A 26,186-nucleotide genomic window follows, 5' to 3' on the forward strand; every position below is an offset into this window, starting at 1 on the left:
ACTAGTTGGCTTTCTGAATAATTTCAGCTACATTTGCCTGCGTAAAAGCTCGAATAATGAAGGGAATCCTCCATATACTATATTTCATATGCCTTGTTTGGATACTGGCCGCCTGTAGTACGACGAAATATGTCGGTGACGGTGAATATCTGCTGGATAAAGTAGAGATTGTCTCCGATAATAAATCTTATAGAACAAATGAGTTGAAGCCATATCTCAGACAGCAACCGAACTTTAAAGTGTTCGGGTTGATGAAATGGCAGCTTTTTGTTTATGACTGGTCGGGCCGGAATGAAAAACGTTGGCTTAGCAAGCAGCTCCGTCGGATTGGGGAGCCGCCTGTTATTCTGGATACTACATTGGTGGAGCAATCGACGGATGAGTTGAGGCGGTTCTTTATCAATAAAGGATACGTGAATGCGGAGGTCTCGGCCGAGATAGATACTTCGCGGCAGAAGAAGGCGGTTGTCATTTATAAGATTGATTCGAATGAGCCTTACCGGATACATAATTATACGATGGAACTGGATGATTCGAAGATTGACAGTATTGCCCATCTGAAAGCACCCAAGCGCTCGGCTGCCTCTTCGGCTTTTCGGGTATATCCGGAAGACTATACCTCTTTGGTGAAAGACAGTTCCCTGTTTGACAGGGATATACTGGATAAGGAGCGGCAACGCATCACGACATTGCTCCGTAGAAGAGGATATTATGCATTTAATCGTGATTACCTGGCTTATCTGGCTGATAGTTCCTACAATAGAAATATTGTGGATTTGGATATGGTTCTTAAACCTTACCGTAAATTAAAGCCGGACGGTTCTGTTGTCGATACCCTGCATCGTCAATATTATATCAAAGATGTAACGATTGTGACAGATTATGATCCGCTGAATCAGACGCAGAGTGATTTATCGTTTGCTTCTGCCGATACGGTGAAAGCAGGAGATTTACAGATTCTCTACGGAGAGAATGGTAGAACTATCCGCCCAAATGTTTTACGTAGAAGTACTTATATAACTCCCGGCAGGTTATTCAATGAACGGGCTGTTGAACAAACTTACTCTTCGTTTGCTGCTCTCCGCGCATTGAGGAATGTAAATATACGTTTTACGGAAGTGGAAGAACGCGACACGATGATGTTGAATTGTACCATCCTGACTTCTCCGGCAAAGCTACAAGGTTTTGGTGTTGATCTGGAAGGAACGAACTCGGCCGGAGATTTCGGTTTTGCCTCCAGTGTGAATTATCAGCACAGGAATCTGTTCAGAGGTTCGGAAATTTTATCAACGAAAGTGCGTGGAGCCTATGAGGCCTTATCTAAGAGTTCGGCGGGCGGCAGCTATTGGGAGTTAGGAGCGGAGGCGTCTGTTCTGTTTCCTCGTTTTCTGTTTCCCTTTGTCAATGAAAGTTTTAAACGAAGAGTGCGTGCTTCTACGGAGTTGAAAGTCAGCTACGGTATTCAGACACGTCCGGAGTACAGACGTGCGATCCTTTCCGGCGGATGGAGTTATATCTGGCAGGAACGCTCGAATACACAAGCACGGCATGTATTTAAATTGCTGGATATCGATTATGTGCATTTGCCGAAGATCGATCATGATTTTGAAGAGAGTCTGCCTAACTCTACCCGGATATATAATTTTACGGACCAGTTTGTCGTTGGTTCCGGTTATACCTATTCATTTACGAATTATAATCCTCAGAACCGTTTGAGGAATACACACTCTTTGCGTGTGTCTTTCGAGATGGCCGGTAACTTGTTGTATGCGTTTTCCAAGATAACGAATGCAAAGAAAGATAAGGACGGATTGTATAATCTGTTTGGAATTAACTATTCACAGTTTGTAAAGGGGGATGTTGATTTCAGCAAAAGTTATGTATTGGATAGTCGTAATAAGATCGCATTTCATGTGGGAGTAGGTGTCGGTTATCCTTATGGAAATGCGAGGATGCTGCCTTTTGAACGGCGTTATTTCTCCGGTGGGGCGAACAGCGTCCGCGGATGGTCTGTCCGGTCATTGGGGCCAGGAGGAATGTTGGCAGACTCCGTTACATCGTTTGCCGACCAGGTTGGGGATATCCGTTTGGACTTGAATCTGGAATACCGGACCAAGATGTTCTGGAAATTTGAACTGGCGGCTTACGTCGATGCAGGAAATGTCTGGATGATGAAGCCGGATAAGGATCATAAAAATGGAAACTTCGATTTTTCCCGTTTCTATAAGGAGATAGCTGTGTCTTACGGTTTGGGATTGCGTCTGGATTTCGATTTCTTCCTGATTCGTTTTGATACAGGTATGAAAGCCTATAATCCACAGGTACGTGGAAAAGACCGGTGGGCTATTCTGAATCCTAATTTAAAGAATAATTTTGCCTGGCATTTTGCAGTAGGATATCCTTTCTGATGAAAAAAAAGACTTTCCTGTTTGCAAATATAAATATTAATGCTACCTTTGCACCGCAAATAAGGATGGTCAGGTAGCTCAGCTGGATAGAGCAACAGCCTTCTAAGCTGTGGGTCCTGGGTTCGAATCCCAGCCCGATCACATAAAAAAACAGGCGGTTATCAGTAAGTGATGACTGCCTATTTTTTTATGTATTTTAATGGTACGATTTCCCGTTTTCATCGAGGCTGAATACAGATGACATGGTTTGTATTCCTTCCCGGTTCTCTACTGTACAAAGAATATTTTTCTCCCTGTCTACAAGAAACAGATGGTTCCGTTGTTCAGGGTTGACATGTCCTACCCAATTGGTAAACAACAAGCGTCCGTCCGGGAAATATTGCATACCTCCCAGAAACTTCAACGGTTTACCGGGAATATCCTTGTTGGATATTTCCCAAACGGTTTTACCTTGTTTGTCCAGCTCCACGATGCGGGGATTTTGTGTCTTATCGGCAACAGCGACCAATGTGTGTCCATCCGGCAGTCGGATTACGGAATGTGGGCCACCGGGTATTTTTACCTGCCATACAACTTTGCCAGCCCGGTCATATTCTTTGACACATTCATCGCCGTAATGAGCGACCAGATAATGTCCGTTATCCAGTTTCCGGGCATTGCGCATAAAAGCAAATGTCCCGTCTGAAATGCCTTCCGGTAAAATACATATATCACTGACAATATTTCCTTCGGGAGATACTTCCAGCAAACGTCCGGCATTACATTCTCCGATAAAAGTATTTCCATTCTTCAACCGCTGGCAGGCAAAGATCGGACTTTCGGAAGCATAATGGAAAACAGTGTCGTTCTGACGGGTGACTTCCAGTACACCTTTACCGGTAGAAAATAACAGGTTACCGTTGGGTAATACCCAGATGTCATTCGATTCCGGAGCTTTATGCTGCCAGACGATCCGGTTGTTTTCCATAATGAACACTATCCCCTGCGAATAGTCTGCTCCGGCAAAATTCCCGCACTGGGCCACGGTTGCCAGGCAACAGATACAGGAAAGAATGAGTGTATAAATAATGGTTCTCATGATCTTTTATTGATTATAAAGATAATACGTATTCTGCCAGGTCATTCAGTTCGCTTTCGGATAATGTTTCTGCCGGAGCATGTATTTTCAGCATATCCTGCATTGTGTAAGCACGTCCGTCATATAAATAGGGGGCTGTTCTCCATACTTCGTTCAGGGCGGGAACATCCATTTTGACATGCTCGTCCGGTCCGTTGGTCCAGCTCACTTTATATTGTTTCATATCTGTGTAGTAGGTTCCGGAATGGCAGGAAGAACAATCTTTTTCAAAATGAGCTTTGCCTCTCTTTGCCGCTTCCGACAGGTTGCCGTTCACCAGCCGGGGACTGGGAACCGGGGATAACGATTTCAGATAGGCATCGATAGCCGGAGCCACTTCTTCGGTTGAAGCCGAGAATAAAATATATTTGATTCCCGAAACAACTGCGGTTTCTGCATCTTTACGGATTCCGGAAACCATACAGGGCGGTGTCTGATGGGAGAGGACTAACGTCTTGGTGTTCTTAGGATTCCCCATTCCATCATTCAGCAGGTCCCAGTTCAGTCCGTCCATCCGGGCATCATTCGGATGACAACTGGCGCAACTCTGCCATCCCTGGAAACCGATCGATGCGTCATGGAAATACATGTCGCCTTTGCCTTTTTGAGTGGAAACGAGAGGAGTTCCCAATGAAGAAGAAACCATCTCTTTTCCACTTTGGTTGAAGGCTACCAATTCACCGGTGTAGTAATTTGCCGTATATACTTTATCCGGAGTGACGTGTAAGGCTCGGGGACCTTTACCTTGTGTCTTGTAAAAATCGCGGATACCGTATAAGAAGCCGGCATCATCCCGGATATGTGCATAATCTTTTGTCGAAGGCGTTGCTTTTCCTCCTTCTTTTACCTGTGCCAGACGGTTATGCAACATCGCTCTGTCTATACAGGCCAGTTCGTGGGTGCCGGAAATTGCCACCCATATTTTGCTGTCGTCCGGTGAAACAACGACATTCCAGGGATTTGAGGCTCCTTTCTGGGGAGTATCCAGTAAAACAGTGTTTTCCACTTCCTGTGAATGCAGGTTGATGACAGATAGAACATTGGTACTCATCCATCCACGATCCACCTGATTGGTCGGGAGCTGGTAGCGTGCCAGCAAATGGACGGCATATGCATAGTCGCCTTTACTGTCTGTTGCCAGGGCTTTTACATCAGTCGAACCGTTCGGGAGTTGTAATCGTTTCACAACCTTTTTATGGTTCACATCCACAATATCCAACTGACAGGCGACCGGATAAGCAAGCGACGACATTTCCGGCAGGTTATTGGCTACAAGCAGCATGCTGTCGTTTGCAAATGAGACCAGGTCTACCGGTTCACGTCCAACGGGAATTCGGTTCAGTACTTCTTTTGTTTTCGGAGAAACTTCCCAAAGTTCATTATTGAAACGCAGCGTAGTCCACAAGGATGCAGTTCGTTTATTGAATAACAGGGCGGAGGGTGTATGTCCCAATCGGGTATCCGATATGACGGATAAATCTTTTCCGTCCAATTCGCACAGAGAACCGTCTGCACCGTCACACACCACCCAGAGATGCTGGTCGGGTGTTTCCGCCAGATCGTTTGCCGGGGCAGATAATACCGCTTTTGTCCCGGTTTTATTGAAATTGGCGTCGATGAGGTATATTTCTTTTTTATCCCGGTTTGTCACCAGGAGTCCGCCTTGCTTTCCGGCATTCCAGATATGGTCCGGAGCAAAAATATCATCTCCGCTGCATCCGGTCAGAATGGTCAGGGAGAGACAGGCTATATAGGTCCAGTTTATTTTCATGATCATTACTTCTTAGCTTTTAACGATTGAAGATACTGGCGGATATTTTCTTTTTCCGCAGCACGGGATGTTTCCCGTTTCTTCTCATAATAAGTATAATACTCTTTTTCTTCCTGTGTCCAGTTATTCGCTTCCCGGTAATCTCCGATGAACGGAACACACAGGTCGATCCATAAAGCGATCGTTTCCATTTCCTCCTTGCTCAATTTGCAGCCGCCATGCCCGTTTTCAAGTCGCTTGATCAGATTACTTGTATTGGAACCGGCAAAATAAGGGGCAAGTAAAGTCGGCTCCGATAAATTGCTGATCCAGTTCACTTCCGGATGATGAGCGTCTCCCTGCCAGGAGTCGTTATCTCTGGTCATTTGACGGGCATGAGTCAGGTTCAGGTAGGAGTCTGAGAATTTACGCTTCGTCTGCTGGTCTACTACCTTTAACTCACCTTTCAGGCTTAGCTTGCTTTTTACCCCGTCGTGGCAGGAAATGCAATGAGCGTCCCAAATGGGCTGAACTTCTTTGATATAACTGAAACAGCGGTCGCCGATACCTTCCGGTTTGATTTCACGAATACCTGTGTTCATCGCCATAGATACCGGATGCGAGGCTATCGGAACGGTGTTTTTATGTTCATGGCAGCCTACGCAACTTTGCGTTTCTCCCGGTTGCAGCGTCGACCAGCTACGCATGGTTTGCACAACCCGGTTGTTCTCGTCTAATGCCTGGAAATACAACGGAGTACGGCAAGGAACTTTAAAGAAAGCCGAACCGTCGGGATTAACATCGACAGTTCCCAATATACGTTTTACATCCCAGCTGGCGTTGCCGACACCTACCGGGGAGAAGGCATGTCCGCCGCCACCCGCATCAAAACCGTAAGCTGCACCGATACTGGCTACCCGGTAGATGGGTTCTACAATTCTTAGTTTTTTGATTGTTCCGGGCTGAACACCTTTCAAGCCGTTGCCTTCGTAGATATTTTGCATATAATAGACACCTTCATCTTTTGTATAGTCCACATTGTCTACGCGCTGGAAAGGACGTTCACGTTCGGACAGCAAGACCGGTTGGTTACAGGATATGCTGGCGTCTGAAACCAGCAGTTCCCGTTCACCGTCCGGTGTCATCCAGTAAATACTGAATTCCATCGGATGACCTACATGGTAACCTAAGGGGGTATAGGATATTAAAAACTCCTTTTCATTCAATGGGTAAGGATGCTGGAACTGGTCGGCGAACTGCCCGTAAGCGTCGATTTTTAAGGCTTCCGGTTTCCGGAGAGGGGCAACCAGCATGACGCCTTCATTCTCGTCACGTCCGGCTTCCGGGTCGATGATACATAGTTTGCCATGCTGGGGAGTGTGATGTCCCAGGATTGTCGCCATCACTTTCCGTGTTCCGGGAATTTGCCGGGTGTGGGTGAGTGTGGTTGGGAAAAAACTGTTCCCGCCATAGTATTCCGCTTGTCCGGTACCGTCCGGATTCATTTGGCAAAGCGGTTGCATGAATACCTGGCCACGGTCATTGTATTCCCAGCGGGTATAGACCACCCGTCCGTCATCGAGCAGTGTCGGGTTTGATGTATGTACCTGGTCGAAACCAACCTGGCGCATATAACGTCCTTCGCGGTCGCAGAGATAGAGGTTGCTGACTTCTACAGTCCAGCAATCCACTGCACTTCCGTTGCGGGTCGAATTGAACAGGATATTTTCGTCGGGCAGATAGATCGGCTCTATATCGGCAAATCCCAGACCGGAAGTGATCTGTTTCAGTTTCCGCGACGGCATTTCCATTTCATAGAGGTGAAAGTCATCCTCCTTTTGGGATTTCTTCCAGGCAAAAAGAATATGTTTACCGTCGAAATGAACATCCGGATCCCGGAAGACGCCGGCTGTATCTTTCAATAATGTTTCTTCCTTTGCCCAGATCCCGTCCATTTTGAAATAAGTCAGCTCGCCACCAGCAAAGAAGTTGCATTCTGCACGGGCATCCGACAGACCTTCCGTATAAGCGAAAAAGGAAGGGCGAAGTGTGCGGAATTTGGTAAATACGACTTCGGGAGTGTTTTTAATAAAGGATGCCAGCCGCTGTTCCCTTCTTGCTTTACAGGCATCCAGATAGGCGGATAAAGCCTGTGTTATACTTTCCGGCGTGTCGGTGACTTGGCTTTCCTGCTGCAATTTTTGTAAGCGCTCTGAAATTTGTTCGGGCAATGTTTTGTCAAACCATTTTACATCGCTTCCATCCTGTAACCACCAGTCGTAGTAAACCGGATAGTGGTGATAGAAATGCAGATGTGCCTCCCGGATCAGGGTGGCAGTGCTGTCTTTTGAAACCAGACCTTCGGTTGCCTTTATTTTATTAAACCGGTCTTGTATGTCTGTTATAAATTCCTGCTTGTCGGCAGGGTGATGGTCCTTACATGCCTTTTCCTTATTCTGGCAAGCAGCCAGAATGAGAAGCATAAGTCCTAATCCTATTTTGTGTAAGTTATTCATTTCTATTACTCCCTTCTTTGTTATTATTGGTTTGCCGGAATTGGCAAACGGAAGTCATTTTTCCCCACTTATTTTTTATTTGTGGGGAAAAAGTCCCACTAGAGTGGGGAATAATCCCCTTTGCAATGGGGAATTATCCCCATGCTAGTGGGGATTTTCACTTAATAGCACTTTTATAAGCCTCCACAATAGTAACTCCGCTGGATGTACCGATGCGGGTTGCTCCTGCCTTGATCATGGCTAAAGCAGTATCGAGGTCGCGGATACCGCCAGCCGCTTTTACTCCGATTTCCGGACCAACTACACGGCGCATCAGGGCTACATCTTCTACTGTCGCACCGGCTGTTCCAAAACCTGTCGAGGTCTTAACAAAATCAACTCCAGCCTCTTTGGCTATCCGGCAGACTGTTTCCTTTTCGGTATCCGACAGATAGCAGGTTTCCAGAATTACTTTGCAGATAACGCCTGCCGGTCTACAGATGGCAACCATCTCTTCGATTTCTTTCTTTACAATATCCAGGCAGCCTTTTTGTAACGCGCGTACATTTATTACTGTATCTATTTCTGTTGCTCCTTTAGCGATAGCGTCGCGTGTTTCGAAAGCCTTGCATTCGGTCGTGGTCTGTCCTAACGGAAAGCCGATGGCTGCACCGACACGGACGGGCGAACCTTCCAGCAGTTTGACGCAGGTTTCTACTTCCGCCGGATTGATGGCAACCATGGCGAATTCGTATTTGCGTGCTTCGGCACATAGTTTCTCAATGTTTTCTGCTGTGCCGAAAGGTTTCAGGAAAGTATGGTCGATCATTCCTGCCAATTGTTTTACTGATAAGTTCGCTATTATTTCGTTCATGATAAATGATGTTTAGAATGTTAAAACTGTTTTTATAACTTCGTTACGTTTTATGGCTTCCAAGGCCTCGTTTATTTGTTCTATCTTAAAGCGGTGGGAGATGAAATCGGATGCGGACAGCCGGCCTTCGCGTATCCATTCGGTCAGCGCTATCATTGCCCGTTTCTCTTCCGAACGGGTCGGCCAGCGGTGGATGAACAGGTTGAAATTGTAAGGAGCCTGGTCCAGGTCGATCGTCGGATTCTTTGTCATTACCCCATATACACAAATATCTCCGGCCATTTTTATAAGGGGCAGGGCCGAATGGACGATGGAAGGCAGGCCGACAGCGTCGATGACCGTATCGTATGAACGATTTGCGGTAGCGATAAATTCGGGTGTCGCAATCTCAGCCGGCGTATAGCCATTATCAGCACCCATTTGTCTGGCTAGTTCCAGTTTGGCAGGTAGCATGTCGACAATATCCACTTGTCCGAGACCGAATAGTTTGCCGAGTTTCACAAAACTCAACCCGACAGGACCGGCACCGAATACCATCACTTTCTTTCCCGGTTCCAGGCGGAAGTCTTTGAATGTACCCACTATTTCACGCCAGGTACAGGCAATGACCGCTTCTTCCGGCTGTATATCGGCCGGTATTGCATTCTGTATTTCGAAGCTGTCCCAGCAGCCTTGTTCCGGAGTGGCAAGGTCTTCTTCCTGCAAAACTTCGAAATCGTTTACTACGACATATTCACTGAAACCGCCCCAGGCACTGTTCAGCCCCAGTGTCGTAAAGGTGGCATTCAATCCGCCGATCGCCCTGTCGCCTACCTTGAAATTTCGAACTTTACTTCCGACTTCTATTACAATGCCGACATTTTCATGGCCTAAAGCCATCGGGAACCGATCTGCCCCCGGGAAATGCCCGGCTATCAGTTTGCTATCGGTGGCATTGCACAAAGCGACCATTTCTGTTTTTACCAGGGCCTGGTACGGAGTGATAACAGGTATATCTATTTCCCGGATTTCTACTATGCCGGGAGCTGTTGCGATTACGCTTTTCATTTTTCCTTTCATATTCATTCTTATAGATTTAAATCCGACAGATCTGTATAAACATCTTTCAAATGATTGTACGTCCGGTCGAAAACAGCAATTAATTCTTTGTATTTCTCAACATTGGCGGGGATAGGGCTGATCTTTTTGTCGATATGGATAAACCGGTCGGTTACACTGAAATCTTTGAATAAGCCGGCTCCGATCCCTGCCAGGATGGCGGCACCCATGGAGGTCGCTTCTTCCAGATAGTTCGGGATTTTTATTTCAGTCTGATAAATATCGGCCATCATCTGCTGCCAGATCGGATTTTTGGCACAGCCTCCTATTACCTTCATATTTTCTACGGGGACGTGGCTGCGAAATATATTGACGATAAGTCCCAGGTTCAGGGTGATACCTTCCATGACGGAACGGAGCATATCGCCATGCGTGTGTCCTACTGTCAGTCCGATAAAAGCGCCTTTGGCATTTACGTTCCAGCGGGGAGAACGTTCGCCCATCAGGTAAGGCAGGAACAGCAGTTTGTTGGAGCCTACCGGAGATTTCCGTATCTGTTCGTCGATCAGTTCGTACACATTCCCTTTCCTGATTCTGGCTTCTTCCTGTTCAAACAGGCAGAGTTGTTGCACCATCCAGTTATAGGAAGCGCCTGCCGTCTGCATAGTTCCCGACGGATGCAGCATGCCCGGCACGACATGTGCCCAGTTCATAGTACGGCGTTGTTCGTCTACAACCGGCTTTTCCACCGTCAGGGCAACCCATGAGGAGGAGCCCAGATAATTGTAGGATGTCCCCGGGGCTACGCAACCTACGCCGACTCCGGCACAACTGCCGTCGCCTCCTCCGCAGATAACCGGTGTACCTTTACGGAGTCCGGTGGCTTTGGCTGCTTCCTCCGTTACTTCTCCTATAACATCAATAGAAGAACGGACTTCCGGGAAGAGGGAGATATCCAGTCCGGCTGCCTCTATGATCTCTTCGCTCCATGACCATCTGTTCAGATCGTAGGCATTTGTTCCGGAAGCATCCGACGGGTCGGTGGCGATCGTACCGCAAAGGCGGAAGTTGATGTAGTCTTTTGCATTCAGCATTTTGTACGTTTTTGCAAAAACTTCCGGCATATGTTTCCGTATCCACATTAATTTCTCTATTGAATAGGAGGCGCTGATACGGTGTCCTGTTATTTCATAGAAATGAAGCGGGTCTATTTTTTCGCACAGGAAAGATTCTTCCTCCTGTGAACGCTGGTCGCAGTACAACAAGTGGGGAGAAAGCGGAGTCCCTTTTTTATCGATACATAAGCATCCCATCATCTGGCCGCTCAGGGCAACTCCGGCGATCTCTTCGGGTGATACGAGTTGGAGTAATGCATTTGTTGTTTCTGTTATGGCTTTCCACCAGTCCGCCGGATCCTGTTCCGCCCGGTTACCGGCGGCATAAACGGTCTGGTAAGAGGCGACACGGGATGCAACCAGCATGCCCTCTTCATTGAATAAAGTGGCTTTATTGCCACTTGTTCCTAAATCGTGTGCAATGACGTATTTTGCCATGGTCTTTGAATTTTATTTATAATGCAGCATTCGTATATCCGGTCAGTCCGACCAGAATGCCTCCTGCTATCCCGCCGGCAATAATAACGGCCCAACGTGGGAAAGCCTCTTTCAATAATCCCAAACGTTTCCCTTTGGGAGCGCAGAGTGTATCACATACGACAAATCCCATAGCGATAGCCCAGCCCATATCCACCCAGGGGGCACTTCCGCGGGCTCCCTGATGGATGAGGCTGAATTGCATGGGTAATCCGTTTACATCGGTAGCTAAACCGTTAGAGAAACCGAAACCGGGCAATTTGTGATTCACCAGCCAGAATGTTCCTATAATTAAGGCAGCCGCAATAAATCCGCCTTTTGCTCCAAAATCTTTCACCAGTTTGGGCCAACAGAATATAACTGTAAAAGTGACGGCGAAAGAACCGAATATACTGGTTATGATACCGGCATTGTACATGCCGAACAATTCATTGTAAGTTTGTAACCACTCGCTCATATTGTATCCTCCTCTTTTGACAGGCGATTACCGCATGAACGCATCATCCAGATAGTTATTCCGGCTAAAGTACCTCCGATCAGACAACAAAACAAAGTGGGGACAGCCAGGAAAAACTGAGTGAAATCACCCTGGAAACGGACGATTCCCCAGGCTATGCCGGCAGAGCCGATACACCATCCCTGATCCAGCCATATTTTTCCTTCCGGATTTAATATGGCTCCGTTATAATGGTTCATGTACCACATGATCCCGATAATAAGGGTTGCAGCCAGCCAGCCTCCCATTAAACCGTATGTTTTCCAGAGTTCCGGCCAGATGCCGAAAGCAAATCCTCCGCATATTGCCGAACCTGCAAATGTAGATAAGTAGTGTTTCATGTTATTTAGGTTTATGATCTGTTAGTTCAATTGTAATTTAGCCAGTGTAAAAGGCTTGTCGTGTTTGGTATTTACTTTGTCGGGACCTGTCACGATGTCGAAGCAGGAAACGATCACCTGGCCGTTCCAGACGATCGGTTCTCCCGGCTGGTCCAGACCGCCGTCGCTGCCGTCGCAATCCGGACTTTGGGCGATACGCTGAATGCGGCCGTTCTTGTCTATACGGGCTACTGCATTTTCAGAAAAGTCGGCTACCCAGATATTTCCGTCGTCATCCATGCACATTCCGTCGGTGGTGCGTAGTTGAGACGGGTCCTGTGCCCATATCTCATTTCCGATAACGTTGCCATCGGAATCCATGGTTATTCGGTGAATGGTGCCGTCTCCAAAATTTCCTACATATAAATTGTCTTCTTTATCGAATACGATTCCATCCAGTCCGTACTGAACTTCTTTGTTTTTCGTAATAACGGTTGTGAGCAGGTTTTTATCAGCTTTTGTATTGGTTACTTTTATATTCTTATCGTTCTTGTCGAAGCAATAGACTCCGCTTACCAGTAGTCCGGACGGATCCTGGATGGAGGAGAGGGAACTTTGCGTTACATATAATTTCCCATTTCTGAAGCGGATGCCGTTGGGGTGTTCCATACCGGTGGCTACTTCGATAACTTCTTTCAGTTCGTAGCCATCTAATTTTAAGCATAAGATTCGGCCTTTGTTTCTGGCCTTATCAGTTCCGCTCCATCCCTGGTTGTCACAAATAAATAAGTTCCCTTCATCATCGAAGGTGATTCCCATGGGAGCAGCCCAACCTGTTTCTTCTAATACGGGTACATTCATCCATTTACTGATTTTCCCGTCTTTAGTGATCCGCATCAGGCAGGCGGGTTTCGATAAATCGGCAAAGTTCGGACAGGCCAGGATCAGGTCGCCATTAGGGGCAATTGCCATCCCGTCGGGTGTCGGACAATCATCCGGCAATTCCATGAATAGTTCACTTTTTTGCATTGCCGGTGTACAGGCTCCCAGTAATGCGGATAATAAAACAGATATTAAAAACACGTTCTTCATGATATATAGATTTTTCATTGGCAAAGAAATATAATCCTGCCCTGAAAGAGTTTCAGCTATCGGTCAAAATCTTTCAAAATTCGGTCAGTGAATGATTTGTGTTGTTGTAAGGTGTTGATATTTAGTAGGTGATAAGATCAGGCTTTTATATACCGGAATAAATCTAGATGAACTTTTTCAACGTGTATTTAAGAATATTCCTGACCACCAGATAATGAAACGGGCATATCGTATAGAAATAAACATATCCCAGCCAGTAATGGAAATGCACAACTGTAATGATTCTTACCTTTTTGCGATTCTCTTCGAGGTTTTCTATATGCACAGATAAATAGGCACACAGGTGTTTGTCATCCAATCGTACGATCGTTTCCTGTGGTGATTTGTCCGGTACAGCAGCAAAACCACAACTTCCCCCGGATCTGATGCTTTCCTTGAAATCCTGAATTTTATCTTCTCCTCCTTTCAGTCCGAATGGCTTAACCAAAAGGTTACGCAGTTTGAAAAGCTGATTAACCCAATCTGGCATATCTGTCCAGAGCGAAATCTGAATATCATCTGCGGTGATCTCTTTGTCTGAGATTATTTCACATTCAAATGAATCCGAATAGTTCGCCGGAAGATATTTATTTATCAAGCTGTCAGGCGGAATTGACGAGTTTCTGACTTTCATAATGTCTCTGTTTTTCAGTTAGAACAGAGACAAATATAAGTTTATTTCTGGAATATCTCAGGGTATTTCCGGATGAAATACGTTGGCGTACAACTCCAGGCATGGCAATAGCTATTGACCGGGAAAAAGTTGTATGGAGATAAAAACTCATTTTTAGGATCATAAACTTCCCAAAATGTATCAGCGCCTTTGTGGATCATTCCTCCCCAGTATTCCGCTACTTCATCTCGGGCTTCTTGCGACATTCCGCTTTTGATCAGGGCCTCAATGTAATAATGGAACAGGTAAGGTGCTCCCGGAGTACAGACATTTTCTGTTGTTTTCAAGGCTTTTAAAGATCGTTGAGCTTCTTTTTGTGTAGGTATTTCTCCCAGTATCATCCATATCTGGGAAGCATAAGAAACCTGATCATTCAATTTGCCTGTGAATAAACTCGTTTTAGGATTATAGAAATGCTTTCGGGCAGCTTTTTTCATCTTTTTGATGAGTCCTGGAAGTTGGGCGACTTCATTTTCTTTGTTCAGTAATTTAGCCAGTTCGTAGGTCTCTTTGAAAGCAAAAGCAGTAACGCCATGAAAAGCAACTTCTCTGTGTAATCCGTCTTTCCAATCGAAGAATATCCACCATTCACGGGATGCCCGTTCGTAATCCATTGTTCCGTCATCCTGCAGGTATTGGTAAGCTGATTCTAATTGTTTTTTTGCAACGGGCCAAAGGTCCTCAGCTGTCTCTCTGTCTCCCGTTTCCTGCAAATAGTCTTTGAGGGTAACGCCAAACAGGAAAGAATAATCATATAAATGTTGTTTTGCCTGGGGCTTGGGCTCCCGGGTTTCAAAAACAGTTGCGTTTAATTTTCCGTTATACTCGCTTAGTCCGGCCAGCAGGTAGAGGCAGCGTTTGGTCAGATTGTATTGTTTGAAGGAATAGTTGTTAGCCAATGCTTCCAGATACAAGTCGCCTAACCACAGACGCTGATCCCTTTTGGGACCGTCTTCGTAAACGGTTTGCATACATTCTTTCAGGGTATTTAAACTAACCCGGTCTATATCTTTAAATATCTGTGGCGTGGCGGCCGATAATTCTCCGGGCGTATTGACGGCAGAAGTAACAGCGTCGCATTTCATTCCGGAGATACAGAAATCATATCCGGGAGGAGTCGCGATAAGTTCTATTTTTACATATCTGAAGGATACACGGCGTGGAATGGTGATCGTTGACGGCATTGTCATCATGGTGACTATTTCATCTTGTAACCACGCACGGCTGAGTCCTCCCTGATAAGGATCGAAAGGTGTTACCAGTTCAGAAGGAACTTCTCCGAATGTAAGTTTGAAGCGTGCCGGTGCGTCTGCCTCGGCTTTTAGCAACTCTGTGCTGAAACTGAAACTACCTGTTATGTGTTCTCCGAAATCGACAATGACGGCTTTTGTCTCTTTAAAAGAGTTATCGTAGAGTGTATTTATAGGTGCTGTTTGCTCTGCTTTGTATTGCTGGAAAGCATTTTCATCTTTTATTATATGTACTAAACCGATCGGCTTTTTTTCTGTAACGGTCAGTTGAGGAATGCTTTCTTTTGCTTTTTCCAACCAGGATGCCCGCTGGCTGGCATAAAAATCTTGTCCGTGGACTGTTATAAAACAACTGGCAAGTAAACAGTTTAATATAAGTGTTTTTAAGGTCGTTTTCATGTTTCTATAAAATATGAATAAGTGTTTTATCAAAAGTATTCTTTCTTATAAATAGTTGGTAAAATTACTATTTACCGGGTGGATGTATGTTGTATTATTGATATTAAATGTTACAAAAATGACACAATGGTAAGGTTTGAATTATTTTATCTTTTTCGTGTTGGGATTATGTATTTATAATAAAGTTTTTTTCTACATTTACAAATCTAACTTTTTGCTAATCAATATACAGATGAATATGAGCCTTTCAAGAAGAACCTTTATCAAGTCGAGTGTGATATCAGTGTTGGGAATTCCTTTTATGCAAGGATGCCGGTTTATTGACAGTAGAGAAAATGAAGATGACAGTTTGTTTATGCTGTTCCGGAACCCTCCTGTTACTTCCAAGCCGTTTGTCCGCTGGTGGTGGAACGGGGATAAAGTAACAGCTAAAGAGATTCTCCGTGAACTGGATATAATGAAAGCTGCCGGTATCGGTGGTGTCGAGATCAATCCGATCAGGTTTCCTGGCGGAGACGACCTGGGGATCCCGTCATTGGAATGGCTGAGTCCCGAATGGATAGAAATGGTGAAAACAGCTCTGAAAGGGGCTGAAGAACGTGGGATGATCTGCGATATTATCGTGGGATCCGGCTGGCCATTTGGCGGAGAATTTCTGCAACCGGAGGAGCAAACCCAATTAATGACACAGACGGCCCAGAAAGTAAAAGGCCCTGGTAAAATTCAGTTGAAGACAGCCGATTTGCTGAAAGATGCTTCTCCGCAAGTCGGTTCTAAGTATGAAGGATCGACCAGTGAATTACATTCATTGTGCTTGGCCCCTGTGGAAATGAATACATTCTCTCCGGGTAAAGACATTCCTTTTGAAAAAGGAGCGGAAGTGATCACTGTCGAATTGCCGGAAGGCGAACATATTCTGTATGCCCTGGTCAAGGTCACTGGTTTCCAGGCTGTGATTAATGGGGCTCCCGGTGCCGCCGGACCTGTTCTGAACCATTATAACCAGGTTGCGGTAGAGAAATTTCTGAATCGTATGTCGGATCATCTGTTCCCGGCGATTCAGGGTCTGAAAGGATTCAGGGCTATGTTCTGTGACAGTATGGAACTGGAAGGAGCGAACTGGTGTCATGACTTTGCAGAAGAATTTCAACGGCGTAGGGGATACGACGTAACTCCTTATCTGCCTTTTATCTTGTATAAAGTCGGGCATATGGGGCATGCGATCGAAGGAGCGGCAGCAACAACCCTCTCCGGAGAGGCGAAAGAAGAAGTCGATCGCGTTCGTTATGACTTTTTTGTCACCTGTATGGATATTGTCAGGGACCGTTTCCTGAAACCTTATACGCAATGGTGTAATAAATATAATTTTAAATCCAGGGTTCAGGCTTACGGCCGTGAATTCCATCCTCTGGAAGCCTCTCTGGAAGTCGATATTCCCGAATGCGAGACCTGGTTTTGGAATGCGGACAGTTGTGATAAGGATGCCTTTGTGAAGTCACCGACAAATACGAATGTGAATAAATTTGTGGCATCGGCGGCACATTATTCCGGTAAGAGACTGGTCAGCTGCGAGGAGATAACCAATACCAACAATGCATTTAATGCCTCGTTGGAAAAAATAAAGATGACGGGCGACCAGAGTAACCTTTCCGGTGTGACCCATTCGATCCTGCACGGTTTTAATTATAGTCCGCTGGAAGTGCCGTTCCCCGGTTGGATCATGTACGGTGCATTTCTGAACGAACGGAATAGCTGGTGGCCTTATTTCAATTTGTGGGCAACCTATAAAAGCCGTGTATCGACTGTCCTTCAGGAATCCGATTTCTTTGCTGATATTGCCGTGATGCATCCGCTGGCTGATATGTGGACGATACACGGACCACAGCGTGATCCGTTCCCCAGCCTGCATTATCCGTCTTATCAATATCATGTGTGGGAAGCAATCCATCAGAACGGAAATAGTTGTGACTACATAAGTGAGAATATCATTCAGCAAAGTAGTTTCAAGAAAGGCAATCTTGTTTTCAATAACAGGAAATATAATACATTGATGCTGCTGGAAGTTGAGTCGATGATGCCGACAACCGCAGAAACACTGGTTGAATTCGTTAAAGCCGGAGGTAAACTGATCTTTGTCGGTAAAGAACCTTATAAATCTCCCGGGTTTAAAGATCATCAGGCAAACGATGAAAGAGTCAGACAGGCGATCGGCCGGATCAGGGAATCTTATCCTTCGCAGGTATTTTCCGTAGAGGCTCCGGTTGAGATGATCCCATGGTTCCGCCAGGTACAGCAGCAATGCGGCATTGTTCCTTATATGAAGATCGATGCACCGAGTCCTTACATCAGCCAGATTCGTCACCAGACGAAAGATAAAGACATTTACTTTATTACAAATTGTAATCCGGAGGATGAAATACGGATACAGGCAACATTTGAGGCGAATGGCAGAACACCTTGGTTATGGAATCCGGAAACAGGCGAACGGACACCTTATCCGGTCTCTTCCGGTTCCACTTTACAGATCGACCTGGGGCCGGCCGCATCCAAACTGATTGTTTTTGAGGAAACGAAAGGCGCGAAGATCTCCATTCCGGCTTTGCCGCTTCAGAGTTCGTCTCCGGTCGAACTGAACGGATGGACGGTCAGAATGGCGCATATCAATGGCGAGTCGGCCAAACGTGAGCTGGATACGTTGGTGGACTTCTCTGCAAACCCGGAAACACAATCGTTTTCCGGCGACCTGTATTATGAAAAGACGGTCGATAATGCTGCAGGATTCAATTACCTGGATTTAGGGAAAGTATATGGCGTTTCGGAAGTAACCCTGAATGGGGAGAACCTGGGATGCAAATGGTATGGAAACCGTGTGTATCAGCTGCCGGAACATTTGGCTAAGGCACCGGTCAAATCATTGCAGATAAAGATCACGACAACCGTCGGTAATTATCTGAAAGCTACGCCCGAAAACAAAATAGGGCAGGCATGGACCCATCATCAGAAATGGGCACCGACAGGTATGTTGGGCCCCGTTAAATTAATGTAACATCAGGAATAAACGAATAATGAATAACAACTCTATAATGAGAAGAACAGGACTTTTGATCTGTCTCCTGGCTGGTTTTGCATGGTTTGCAGTAGCCGAGCCTTTACAGTTGAAGAAACTGACCTGCGAGTATGCGGAAAACCCGCTGGGTACGGATGCTCTTACCCCGGTGCTTGGATGGCAGTTGGAGTCGCAAGCCCGTAATCAGCTGCAATCGGCTTATGAGATACAGGTCTCTTTGAATGAAGACGACCTTCTGAATGGAAAAGGACTGGTATGGAAAAGCGGAAAGGTTAATAGCCGGCAGAATGTGAATATCACTTATGCCGGTAAGAAGTTGAAACCTTTCACCCGTTACTACTGGCGGGTTCGTGTCTATAATCAGGACGGCGAAGTTTCCGGTTGGAGCCGGACAGCCTGGTGGGAGACAGCTATGTTGTCTCCGGCAGATTGGAAAGCCGAATGGATCGCAGACGGCTCGAATGCGCCGGAAAAGGAAGAGGATTTCTATAAAGATGATCCCGCCCCGCTCTTCCGCAGGGATTTCCAATTGCGTAAACCGGTACGCGAAGCCCGTTTATATATAGCCGGTATCGGATATTACGAGGCCAGTGTGAACGGAAAACGTGTCGGTGACCATGTTCTCGATCCGGGTTGGACCAATTACGGGAAACAAATATTATATAGTACATATGATATTACTCCATTGATCGCCTCCGGAAAGAATACGGTTGGCGTTATGTTGGGAAACGGATTCTATAACCCACTGCCTATCCGCATTTTTCAGCCGTTAAGAGAATACCTGACTATTGGCCGGCCTTGTGTGAAGGCGCAGCTTCGTGTTCTATATACGGATGGTTCGGTAGAGACTGTCTGTACCGATGAAAGCTGGAAGACGGCTACTGGTCCGGTTATGCGCAATAATGTTTATTTGGGGGAACATTACGATGCCCGTAGCGAGATTCCCGGTTGGGATACCGGAACATTCGACGACAGCCGCTGGAAACAGGCTGTACTGGTACCGAAAATACCGGCCGGGCAACTGAGTGCCCAGATGCAGCCGCCTGTCCGGGTTCTTGAAGTCATTAAACCGGTCAGGATGACGGAGTGTCGTCCGGGAGAGTTTATATTCGATATGGGACAGAACTTTGCCGGTGTAGCACGTATCAAAGTAAGAGGTCCGAAAGGAACAACCGTGAAAATCCGTTACGGGGAAGATGTCTATTCGGATGGTAGCCTGAATGTCATGACCTCGGTTGCCGGGCAACAGAAGAAAGTCTGGAATGCCGACTGGAGCATGCCCGGACAGCCTCAGACGGCCTGGCAGGAAGATGTCTATACTTTGAAAGGCGAAGGCGAGGAAATATGGTCGCCCCGCTTTACATTCCACGGTTTCCGGTATATTGAAGTAACCGGGTGGCCCGACCGGCCGTCTCTGGCAGATATTGAAGGGGTTCGTTTGAGTGCGGATTTGCAGAAGGCAGGGTGTTTCGAATGTTCCAATCCGATGTTGAACCGTTTGGACAAAGTGCTCGATTATACATTTCACAGTAATCTGTTCAGTGTGCAGTCCGACTGTCCGGCACGTGAAAAGTTTGGTTATGGCGGTGATATCGTCGGTACTGCCAGGACATTCTGCTGGTTCTATGATATGGAGAATTTCTATCGGAAAGCCATTCAGGATTTTGCGAACGATCAGCGTCCCGAAGGCGGAATGACGGAAACAGCTCCTTATAACGGGATTGCTGCTGAGGGATTGGGTGACGATTCCGGTCCGGTCGGTTGGCAATTGGCTTTTGCTTTCATGCAGAAGCAGTTATACGAATATTACGGTGACCTGCGAACTATTAGGGCCTTTTACCCGGCTTTACGTAAACAGGTGGAGTTTCTCCGTTCGAAAGCGGAAGGGAACAGGATAAGGATGTGTATCAATGACCATGAAAGTCTGGAGGAACGTATTCCGGCCCTGTTCGCAACGGCCCATTATTATCATCATGTGATTTTACTGGCAGAGTTTGCTTCCCTGACGAAACAGACAAAAGATGTACAGATATATACTCAACTGGCTTCAGAGATAAAGGAGGCTTTCATAAAAGAGTTCCTGAAAGCCGGAACCGGGAAAGTAGGTAATTGTACCCAGGCAGCACAGGCTTTCGCCTTGTTCTATGACCTGATTCCGGAAAATGAAAGGGCGGCAGCTTTCGATATTCTGTTGCAGGCAATTGATAAGTGGAACGGGCATGTCGCTTCGGGCATCTTCGGAGTTCCCGCTGTACTTGAAGTGCTGCGTCTGAACAACCGGAATGATATAGCCTATGAAATGGTAACCAAGAAAGACTTTCCGGGTTGGGGCCATATGCTGGAATCCGGTGCAACTACATTGTGGGAAACCTGGAGGTATTCGGATAATGTCTTTTCACAAAACCATCCGATGTTCGGTAGTGTGGGCGAGTGGATGTACCAGTCTTTAGGCGGAATCACCCCGGCGGCCCCCGGTTTCAGTAAAATTATGATCAAGCCGCAGCCGGCTGGCGATCTGAACTGGGTGAATTGCAGCTATGAATCTGTAAACGGGACAATCGTAAGTAACTGGAAGAAGGAGGGAGATACCTTTGAACTTCGGGTAAAAATTCCGGCCAATACAACAGCGCAGATATGCCTCCCCTCGTCGACCGGTTCAAAGATAATGGAAAGCGGTTGTTCGTTGAATGTTATACAGGATATAAAAAATCTCGGCTATGTCGATGGCTTTACCTGTTTAGAGGTCGGATCGGGTGATTATACATTTGTAGTAGGGGATAAGTGATAGTACAGAATTTATCAAATTTGAATGTAGCGTCGGTTCGCGAACCGCCCTTACGGTGTCAATGTAAGCCTGTAAGGCTTTAACAAACCAGCCCAGGGTTCTAACCCTGGGTTTATGAGAACTCGCTCCTGCCTTTCCGCCCTGTAAGGGCGGTACAAGATAAATATCAAGCCTTTTCGTCTTGTCGCACCCCTACAGGGTACCTCAGAAAGAGAAGGATTCAAGGGAGCCCAGGGTTAGAACCCTGGGTTAGTTTGTTACAGGCCTACAGCCTGAAGGCACCGTCACTAATTGGTTCATCTTATAATTAGCAGATAGCTCAATTATTTCTATATTCACTTATTTCCTCGGCATCCTCTCATCCCTCATCGCTGCATTATAGGCAAACCAGGCTACGATCACCGCATTATGACGTATATCGTCCAACACCAGACGGTCAGAGAAATCCTGTGTGCGGTGGGAATGGCGTCCCCATTCCATAGGGTCCTGGATGAATTGGAAAGCGGGGATTCCGGCATTGTCGAAAGGCACATGGTCGGTGCTTCCCACGCTCCGGTTTGAGACGGTGGTGAAACCTGTATCCAGGAAAGGTTGCATCCAGTCGATAAAGATCGGGTGAGCCATCAGGTTGTCCTGGGTGAATATCCCGCGGAACTTACCGGGACCGTAATCCGAATTGAAGTAGACTGATATTTTGTCATATTCTTTCTTTTTCTCCAATGTTTTCGGGTCTTGTACGAATTGCTCCACATATCCGGTAGAACCGTGCAATCCGACTTCTTCGCCACCCCAGAAAACAACCCGGATGGTCCGGCGGGGCTGGACACCGATTGTCTTGAGGATACGCATGGCTTCAAGCATGGCGATAAAGCCCGCACCATTGTCGCCGGCGCCCGGGCTCATGTGGAAGCAGTCGAGGTGGCCGCCGATAATGACCAACTGGTCTTTCAGTTTGGGGTCGGTACCGGGTAGTTCGGCTATGACGTTATATATTTTGCGGTCGGATTCGAACTTGACGGCAATGTCGACTTCCATCTCCACCTTTTCGCCGTTTTTGATCAGGCGTTCCATCAGGCCGTGGTTCTCGCAGGAGATATTCAGTTCGCAGGGGACGGGACCGGCTTCTTCCAGTTTGTGGAAATTCAGTCCCGGTACGCTGTAACTGCCCGATTCATGAATGATTACAGCCGGTTCTTCCTGATGGACGAAACTGAGTATTTCTGCATAAGACAGTTCGCTGCCTTCGATGGCTGGGGCAGGACGTCGCCGGCGTGGTTGTACTTGGGTGATTGGATACTCGGCGGTTTGTTTCAGGGATTCTTCGGTGTGGCGGCGTGCCATCGGTTCGAAGCTGATTTGGTATTCCGTGACGGAAGGCATCAATACGATTTTGCCTTTTAATGTTCCTTTCAAAGCCTGCAACTCCTGTCGGTCTTTGGCTGTGATCAGTGTCACTTCGCCTTTGGCAGGGCCATTGGTGCCGTTGGTCCAGGCAACGGGGGCGGGGAAGATCGGGATGTAGTAGGGGACGGTCATGGCGGCATAAGCCTTTTGTATGTCCCAGCCACCCCGGGGCCAGTCGCGGGCAAATTCAATGCGGGGGTTGGATAACCCGTATTCCTCCATCATTTCTTTTGCCACTTTATAGCCTCTTTCCATTCCGTCGGAACCGGTCAGGCGTGGACCGGCATAGTCCAGCAAACGGTAGGAAAGCCGCTCTATATCGGAGTTCAACCGTTCTTCCTGTTTGATCTTTTGGGCGATGGACAGGTCGATCTTTTCATTCTGAGCCATAACGGATGACGCCCCGATCATCAAAACAATCAATAAGCTTCTCATTTCTATCTCTTTAAAGTTTCACATAAGTATTATCTGCCGATAAGCTCTTCAAAGATAGTAAATCTGTGTTTCAGGGAAGCTGATTGCCTGAGAATGTGTAAAATTATTTGTTCAGCGCCTTTATCAGGTCTGAGCCGGCGCGGAACTTGACGGAGGTACGCGGCTTGATCATCACAGGCTCTCCGGTCTGTGGATTCCGGGCGGGGCGTTCGGTCTGCTCCCAGGGCAGGAAGGTACCGAATCCCTGGAATACGACCGTATCTCCCTCTTGCAGGGCTTCGGTGGTATTGTTGATGAAGGAGTTGAGTACCGCCTTTATCGCTGCTCTCGTCATGCCGGTGTCTGCGGCTATTTGTCCGATCAATTTACTTTTATTCATATACTACAGGTTTAAATCGTTTTTAAAACAAGTGTTCGGGATACTTGGCTGGAGACGTAGTTCTGCGGTAGAAGCAGGGTATAACTTTTCAGCATAATATCCTTTAAATCGGTATAAATACTCCGTTTTCGGGAGTATGGTTTACTTCTTTTTGTTCTTTGATATTAGTTAATATAAATTGTTCACTCTCTGTTCTTCACCCTCAATCAGTGGATTAACTACCGTATTACCGGAAATACAGCGTATTCGATAATTTGTAGGAGGCCATTTCCTCTGATTTAATGGAGTTCGTTAAGAACTCAGGAAAATGAATGTTGCTATAGAAATAATGGAGTTATCCATGAAACAGAAAGATTTAGAGCCTGTTTAAATTTTGCTCGACACAGTTTTGAGATTTGTTTTCGAGGATATTTTTCAGTTTTTATGAGAAGCATAGCGGGCTATGTGACCAATAAAAACGGAAAAATAGGCCGAAAAGAAAATTAAAACAGATCGATAAAGCCTATATAAAATTATTTCTGGAAAATTTAAACAGGCTCTTAATTGTTGCAGGTTAATTTGCCGTCTGCTTTAGCTGACGGTTTACAAGCCATTTCTCTCTTTTAGGCTTTAGCCACATTTCTCTTAAATAGAAAGATATAAAATGAGACTAAAGTCCAAAGATATACATCCTTTACTAATCCGTCAGCTAAAGCAGACGGCAAATAAACCTGTAACAGCCAAGTCACTTAATTAAAAACTGCTTATTTCCGACAGGATTTCCCCCTGTTTCCTCCCCAGCCAATTCTCTTGTGGTACTTTTACGGAATCCGGCTTTATCGCATTATCCTTGGTGAAAGAGGAGAAAAAGAGGACAAAAGATGAATTTTATCGCATGTTTGATTGCGTATCCTTTGTATTTATTATCTTTGCCTCCATTAATAACAAAGTTCTTAACGAACTCTGTCCATTTTCCCTTCACAACTCCATTATCGGACATACTGTTCATTATCGGACACTATTCTTTTGCGTTACGCTCAGAAAATCAATGATATATGTTTTTGGCATAGCTTTTGCCTGTAGCATGGCAAAACATATATTACGATGAAAAAGATCTATATAGCCATTACTTCTTTATTGCTGACATGCTTTGGTTTACAGGCCGAAGAACAAGATAATGTAGTCCGTCTGACCTTGAAAGATGCCATTACGCTGGCACAACACCAGTCGGTCGATGCGGCTGTGGCCCTGAACGAATTAAAGACGTCTTACTGGGAATACCGTACCCATGTCGCCGACCAGTTGCCGGAGGTTAATTTTAAAGGAACGCTCCCCAGCTACAGCAAGCAATATTCGCGTTACCAGCAATCGGACGGAACCTATGCTTTTGTGCAGGACAATAACCTGTCGATGGACGGAGCGATCTCTATTGACCAGAATATCGCTCTGACAGGCGGTAAGATCTCGTTGAACTCTTCTCTTAATTTCTCCCGCCAGTTGGGACATGGCGCCTTCAATGAATATATGAGTGTCCCGGTCGGCCTGACCCTGACGCAACCTATCTTCGGCGTGAACGACCAGAAATGGAACCGCCGCATCGAACCAGTCCGCTATCAGGAAGCAAAAGCCGCTTATATTGAAAGCGTAGAGGGGGTAACTATCTCGACGATCGCTTACTTCTTCAATCTTCTGCTGGCGAAAGAAAACCTGGCAACGTCTGTGCAGAATCTGGATAACGCAAATAAACTGTATGATATCGCTATCGCGAAACGCAAGATCGGTCACATCTCTGAAAGTGAACTGATGCAATTGAAATTATCCGCTTTACAGGCGAAAGGTAAGTTGACGGAAGCGCAGTCGAACTTGAACGCCAAAATGTTCCAGCTACGTTCTTTCCTGGGATTGAGCGAAGATGATGTGATAGAACCGGTCATCCCCGAATCTGTCCCCGACATGCGGCTGGTCTATCAGGAAGTACTGGGGAAAGCCCAGGAAAACAACTCGTTTGCGAAACGCATACTGCGCGAACAACTTGAGGCCGATTATGCAGTAGCGACGGCCAAAGGGAAACGCCGCGATATCAACCTGTTTGCTTCCGTGGGATATACGGGAAAAGACCGTGATTTCAGTGGCGCTTACAATCCGCTGAAAGATAACCAGGTGGTGGAAGTCGGTTTCAGCATCCCTTTGCTGGACTGGGGAAAACGGAAGGGAAAGGTTAAGGTCGCCGAATCCAACCGCGAAGTGGTACTCTCTAAAAACCGTCAGGACCAGATGACTTTCAACCAGAATATCTTCTTGCTGGTGGAGAACTTCAACAACCAGGCTGCCCAGTTGGAAATCGCGGAAGAAGCCGATGAGATCGCCCAGAAACGCTATCAGACATCTATCGAAACATTTATGATCGGCAAGATCAATATTCTCGACCTGAATGATGCCCAGCAATCGAAAGATGATGCCAAACAGAAGCATATACAGGAATTGTACGGTTTCTGGAGTTATTTCTATAATGTCCGCAGCGTGACGCTTTACGATTTTCTGAACGACCGTAATCTGGATGCCGATTTTGAGGAAATTGTCAGAAAGTAGGTAAC

The 26,186-nt window shown here is 46.3% G+C and carries 17 protein-coding genes and 1 tRNA gene; 5 read left to right on the forward strand and 13 right to left on the reverse strand.

From position 1 onward, the window contains the following. The first annotated feature begins 56 nt into the window (after positions 1-56). Both tamL and NBH15_RS13210 read left to right on the forward strand, forming a co-directional pair. Complete coding sequence (tamL, locus tag NBH15_RS13205; protein ID WP_128134321.1) at positions 57-2,408, forward strand: translocation and assembly module lipoprotein TamL; 2,352 nt, start codon at positions 57-59, stop codon at positions 2,406-2,408. Positions 2,409-2,475: 67 nt separating this feature from the next. Beyond that, a tRNA-Arg gene (locus NBH15_RS13210) sits at positions 2,476-2,549 on the forward strand. Positions 2,550-2,604: 55 nt separating this feature from the next. Here the strand turns inward: NBH15_RS13210 and NBH15_RS13215 are convergent. From NBH15_RS13215 to NBH15_RS13265, 11 genes are all read right to left on the reverse strand, one after another. Next, positions 2,605-3,486: an aryl-sulfate sulfotransferase gene (locus NBH15_RS13215; RefSeq protein ID WP_244050859.1), complete on the reverse strand. Its 882-nt coding sequence runs from the start codon at positions 3,484-3,486 to the stop codon at positions 2,605-2,607. Positions 3,487-3,499: 13 nt separating this feature from the next. After that, positions 3,500-5,302 carry a c-type cytochrome gene (locus tag NBH15_RS13220; protein WP_309296726.1) on the reverse strand — a complete coding sequence of 601 codons (1,803 nt, stop codon included), beginning with the start codon at positions 5,300-5,302 and terminating at the stop codon, positions 3,500-3,502. Continuing rightward, complete coding sequence (locus tag NBH15_RS13225; protein WP_128134320.1) at positions 5,302-7,791, reverse strand: HzsA-related protein; 2,490 nt, start codon at positions 7,789-7,791, stop codon at positions 5,302-5,304. The genes NBH15_RS13220 and NBH15_RS13225 overlap by 1 nt, the downstream gene beginning before the upstream one ends. Positions 7,792-7,948: 157 nt before the next feature. Then, entirely contained in the window at positions 7,949-8,644 is a 696-nt protein-coding gene (deoC, locus tag NBH15_RS13230; RefSeq protein WP_128134319.1) for a deoxyribose-phosphate aldolase, read from the reverse strand. Between the two features lie 12 nt (positions 8,645-8,656). Next, entirely contained in the window at positions 8,657-9,691 is a 1,035-nt protein-coding gene (locus NBH15_RS13235) for a zinc-dependent alcohol dehydrogenase (RefSeq protein WP_350472270.1), read from the reverse strand. Positions 9,692-9,711: 20 nt separating this feature from the next. Then, complete coding sequence (xylB, locus tag NBH15_RS13240; protein WP_250822814.1) at positions 9,712-11,235, reverse strand: xylulokinase; 1,524 nt, start codon at positions 11,233-11,235, stop codon at positions 9,712-9,714. A 16-nt stretch (positions 11,236-11,251) separates the two neighbouring features. After that, the gene (locus NBH15_RS13245; protein WP_128134318.1) at positions 11,252-11,731 is read right to left on the reverse strand and encodes a Lin0368 family putative glycerol transporter subunit; all 480 of its coding nucleotides are present in this window, start codon (positions 11,729-11,731) and stop codon (positions 11,252-11,254) included. Continuing rightward, on the reverse strand, positions 11,728-12,111 hold the full coding sequence (locus NBH15_RS13250; protein WP_128134317.1) for a Lin0368 family putative glycerol transporter subunit: 384 nt from the start codon (positions 12,109-12,111) through the stop codon (positions 11,728-11,730). Before NBH15_RS13250 ends, NBH15_RS13245 begins: the two co-directional genes overlap by 4 nt. Before the next feature lie 21 nt (positions 12,112-12,132). Further along, positions 12,133-13,182: an SMP-30/gluconolactonase/LRE family protein gene (locus NBH15_RS13255; protein WP_128134316.1), complete on the reverse strand. Its 1,050-nt coding sequence runs from the start codon at positions 13,180-13,182 to the stop codon at positions 12,133-12,135. 163 nt (positions 13,183-13,345) lie between these two features. Continuing rightward, the gene (locus NBH15_RS13260; RefSeq protein ID WP_128134315.1) at positions 13,346-13,855 is read right to left on the reverse strand and encodes a DUF2867 domain-containing protein; all 510 of its coding nucleotides are present in this window, start codon (positions 13,853-13,855) and stop codon (positions 13,346-13,348) included. 41 nt (positions 13,856-13,896) lie between these two features. Next, positions 13,897-15,543: an alpha-L-rhamnosidase-related protein gene (locus tag NBH15_RS13265; protein WP_250822815.1), complete on the reverse strand. Its 1,647-nt coding sequence runs from the start codon at positions 15,541-15,543 to the stop codon at positions 13,897-13,899. Between the two features lie 232 nt (positions 15,544-15,775). Between NBH15_RS13265 and NBH15_RS13270 the strand changes: the two genes are divergently transcribed. Both NBH15_RS13270 and NBH15_RS13275 read left to right on the forward strand, forming a co-directional pair. Next, positions 15,776-18,589 (forward strand): glycosyl hydrolase, encoded by a 2,814-nt coding sequence (locus NBH15_RS13270; protein WP_158579659.1) that lies wholly within the window; start codon positions 15,776-15,778, stop codon positions 18,587-18,589. Positions 18,590-18,626: 37 nt separating this feature from the next. Then, positions 18,627-21,395, forward strand: coding sequence for a family 78 glycoside hydrolase catalytic domain (locus NBH15_RS13275; protein WP_128134312.1), 2,769 nt, complete (start codon positions 18,627-18,629; stop codon positions 21,393-21,395). A gap of 339 nt (positions 21,396-21,734) precedes the next feature. Here NBH15_RS13275 and NBH15_RS13280 read toward each other — a convergent pair whose 3' ends face one another. Next, positions 21,735-23,234 (reverse strand): M20/M25/M40 family metallo-hydrolase, encoded by a 1,500-nt coding sequence (locus tag NBH15_RS13280; RefSeq protein ID WP_250822816.1) that lies wholly within the window; start codon positions 23,232-23,234, stop codon positions 21,735-21,737. Positions 23,235-23,337: 103 nt separating this feature from the next. Then, positions 23,338-23,613 carry an HU family DNA-binding protein gene (locus tag NBH15_RS13285; protein ID WP_128134309.1) on the reverse strand — a complete coding sequence of 92 codons (276 nt, stop codon included), beginning with the start codon at positions 23,611-23,613 and terminating at the stop codon, positions 23,338-23,340. A 1,083-nt stretch (positions 23,614-24,696) separates the two neighbouring features. Between NBH15_RS13285 and NBH15_RS13290 the strand changes: the two genes are divergently transcribed. Continuing rightward, positions 24,697-26,181: a TolC family protein gene (locus NBH15_RS13290; RefSeq protein ID WP_128134308.1), complete on the forward strand. Its 1,485-nt coding sequence runs from the start codon at positions 24,697-24,699 to the stop codon at positions 26,179-26,181. Positions 26,182-26,186: the final 5 nt, after the last annotated feature.

The organism is Parabacteroides caeci, assembly GCF_023656795.1.
Taxonomy (GTDB): Bacteria; Bacteroidota; Bacteroidia; order Bacteroidales; family Tannerellaceae; genus Parabacteroides; species Parabacteroides segnis.

Bases quoted from the DNA above. Each gene is read 5' to 3' on its own strand.
- NBH15_RS13235 (WP_350472270.1), bottom strand. From the start codon at position 9,691: ATGAAAAGCGTAATCGCAACAGCTCCCGGCATAGTAGAAATCCGGGAA.
- NBH15_RS13265 (WP_250822815.1), bottom strand. From the start codon at position 15,543: ATGAAAACGACCTTAAAAACACTTATATTAAACTGTTTACTTGCCAGT.
- deoC (WP_128134319.1), bottom strand. From the start codon at position 8,644: ATGAACGAAATAATAGCGAACTTATCAGTAAAACAATTGGCAGGAATG.
- NBH15_RS13215 (WP_244050859.1), bottom strand. From the start codon at position 3,486: ATGAGAACCATTATTTATACACTCATTCTTTCCTGTATCTGTTGCCTG.
- xylB (WP_250822814.1), bottom strand. From the start codon at position 11,235: ATGGCAAAATACGTCATTGCACACGATTTAGGAACAAGTGGCAATAAA.
- NBH15_RS13275 (WP_128134312.1), top strand. From the start codon at position 18,627: ATGAGAAGAACAGGACTTTTGATCTGTCTCCTGGCTGGTTTTGCATGG.
- NBH15_RS13280 (WP_250822816.1), bottom strand. From the start codon at position 23,234: ATGAGAAGCTTATTGATTGTTTTGATGATCGGGGCGTCATCCGTTATG.
- NBH15_RS13220 (WP_309296726.1), bottom strand. From the start codon at position 5,302: ATGATCATGAAAATAAACTGGACCTATATAGCCTGTCTCTCCCTGACC.
- NBH15_RS13255 (WP_128134316.1), bottom strand. From the start codon at position 13,182: ATGAAGAACGTGTTTTTAATATCTGTTTTATTATCCGCATTACTGGGA.
- NBH15_RS13245 (WP_128134318.1), bottom strand. From the start codon at position 11,731: ATGAGCGAGTGGTTACAAACTTACAATGAATTGTTCGGCATGTACAAT.
- NBH15_RS13270 (WP_158579659.1), top strand. From the start codon at position 15,776: ATGAATATGAGCCTTTCAAGAAGAACCTTTATCAAGTCGAGTGTGATA.
- NBH15_RS13285 (WP_128134309.1), bottom strand. From the start codon at position 23,613: ATGAATAAAAGTAAATTGATCGGACAAATAGCCGCAGACACCGGCATG.
- NBH15_RS13250 (WP_128134317.1), bottom strand. From the start codon at position 12,111: ATGAAACACTACTTATCTACATTTGCAGGTTCGGCAATATGCGGAGGA.
- NBH15_RS13290 (WP_128134308.1), top strand. From the start codon at position 24,697: ATGAAAAAGATCTATATAGCCATTACTTCTTTATTGCTGACATGCTTT.
- tamL (WP_128134321.1), top strand. From the start codon at position 57: ATGAAGGGAATCCTCCATATACTATATTTCATATGCCTTGTTTGGATA.
- NBH15_RS13260 (WP_128134315.1), bottom strand. From the start codon at position 13,855: ATGAAAGTCAGAAACTCGTCAATTCCGCCTGACAGCTTGATAAATAAA.
- NBH15_RS13225 (WP_128134320.1), bottom strand. From the start codon at position 7,791: ATGAATAACTTACACAAAATAGGATTAGGACTTATGCTTCTCATTCTG.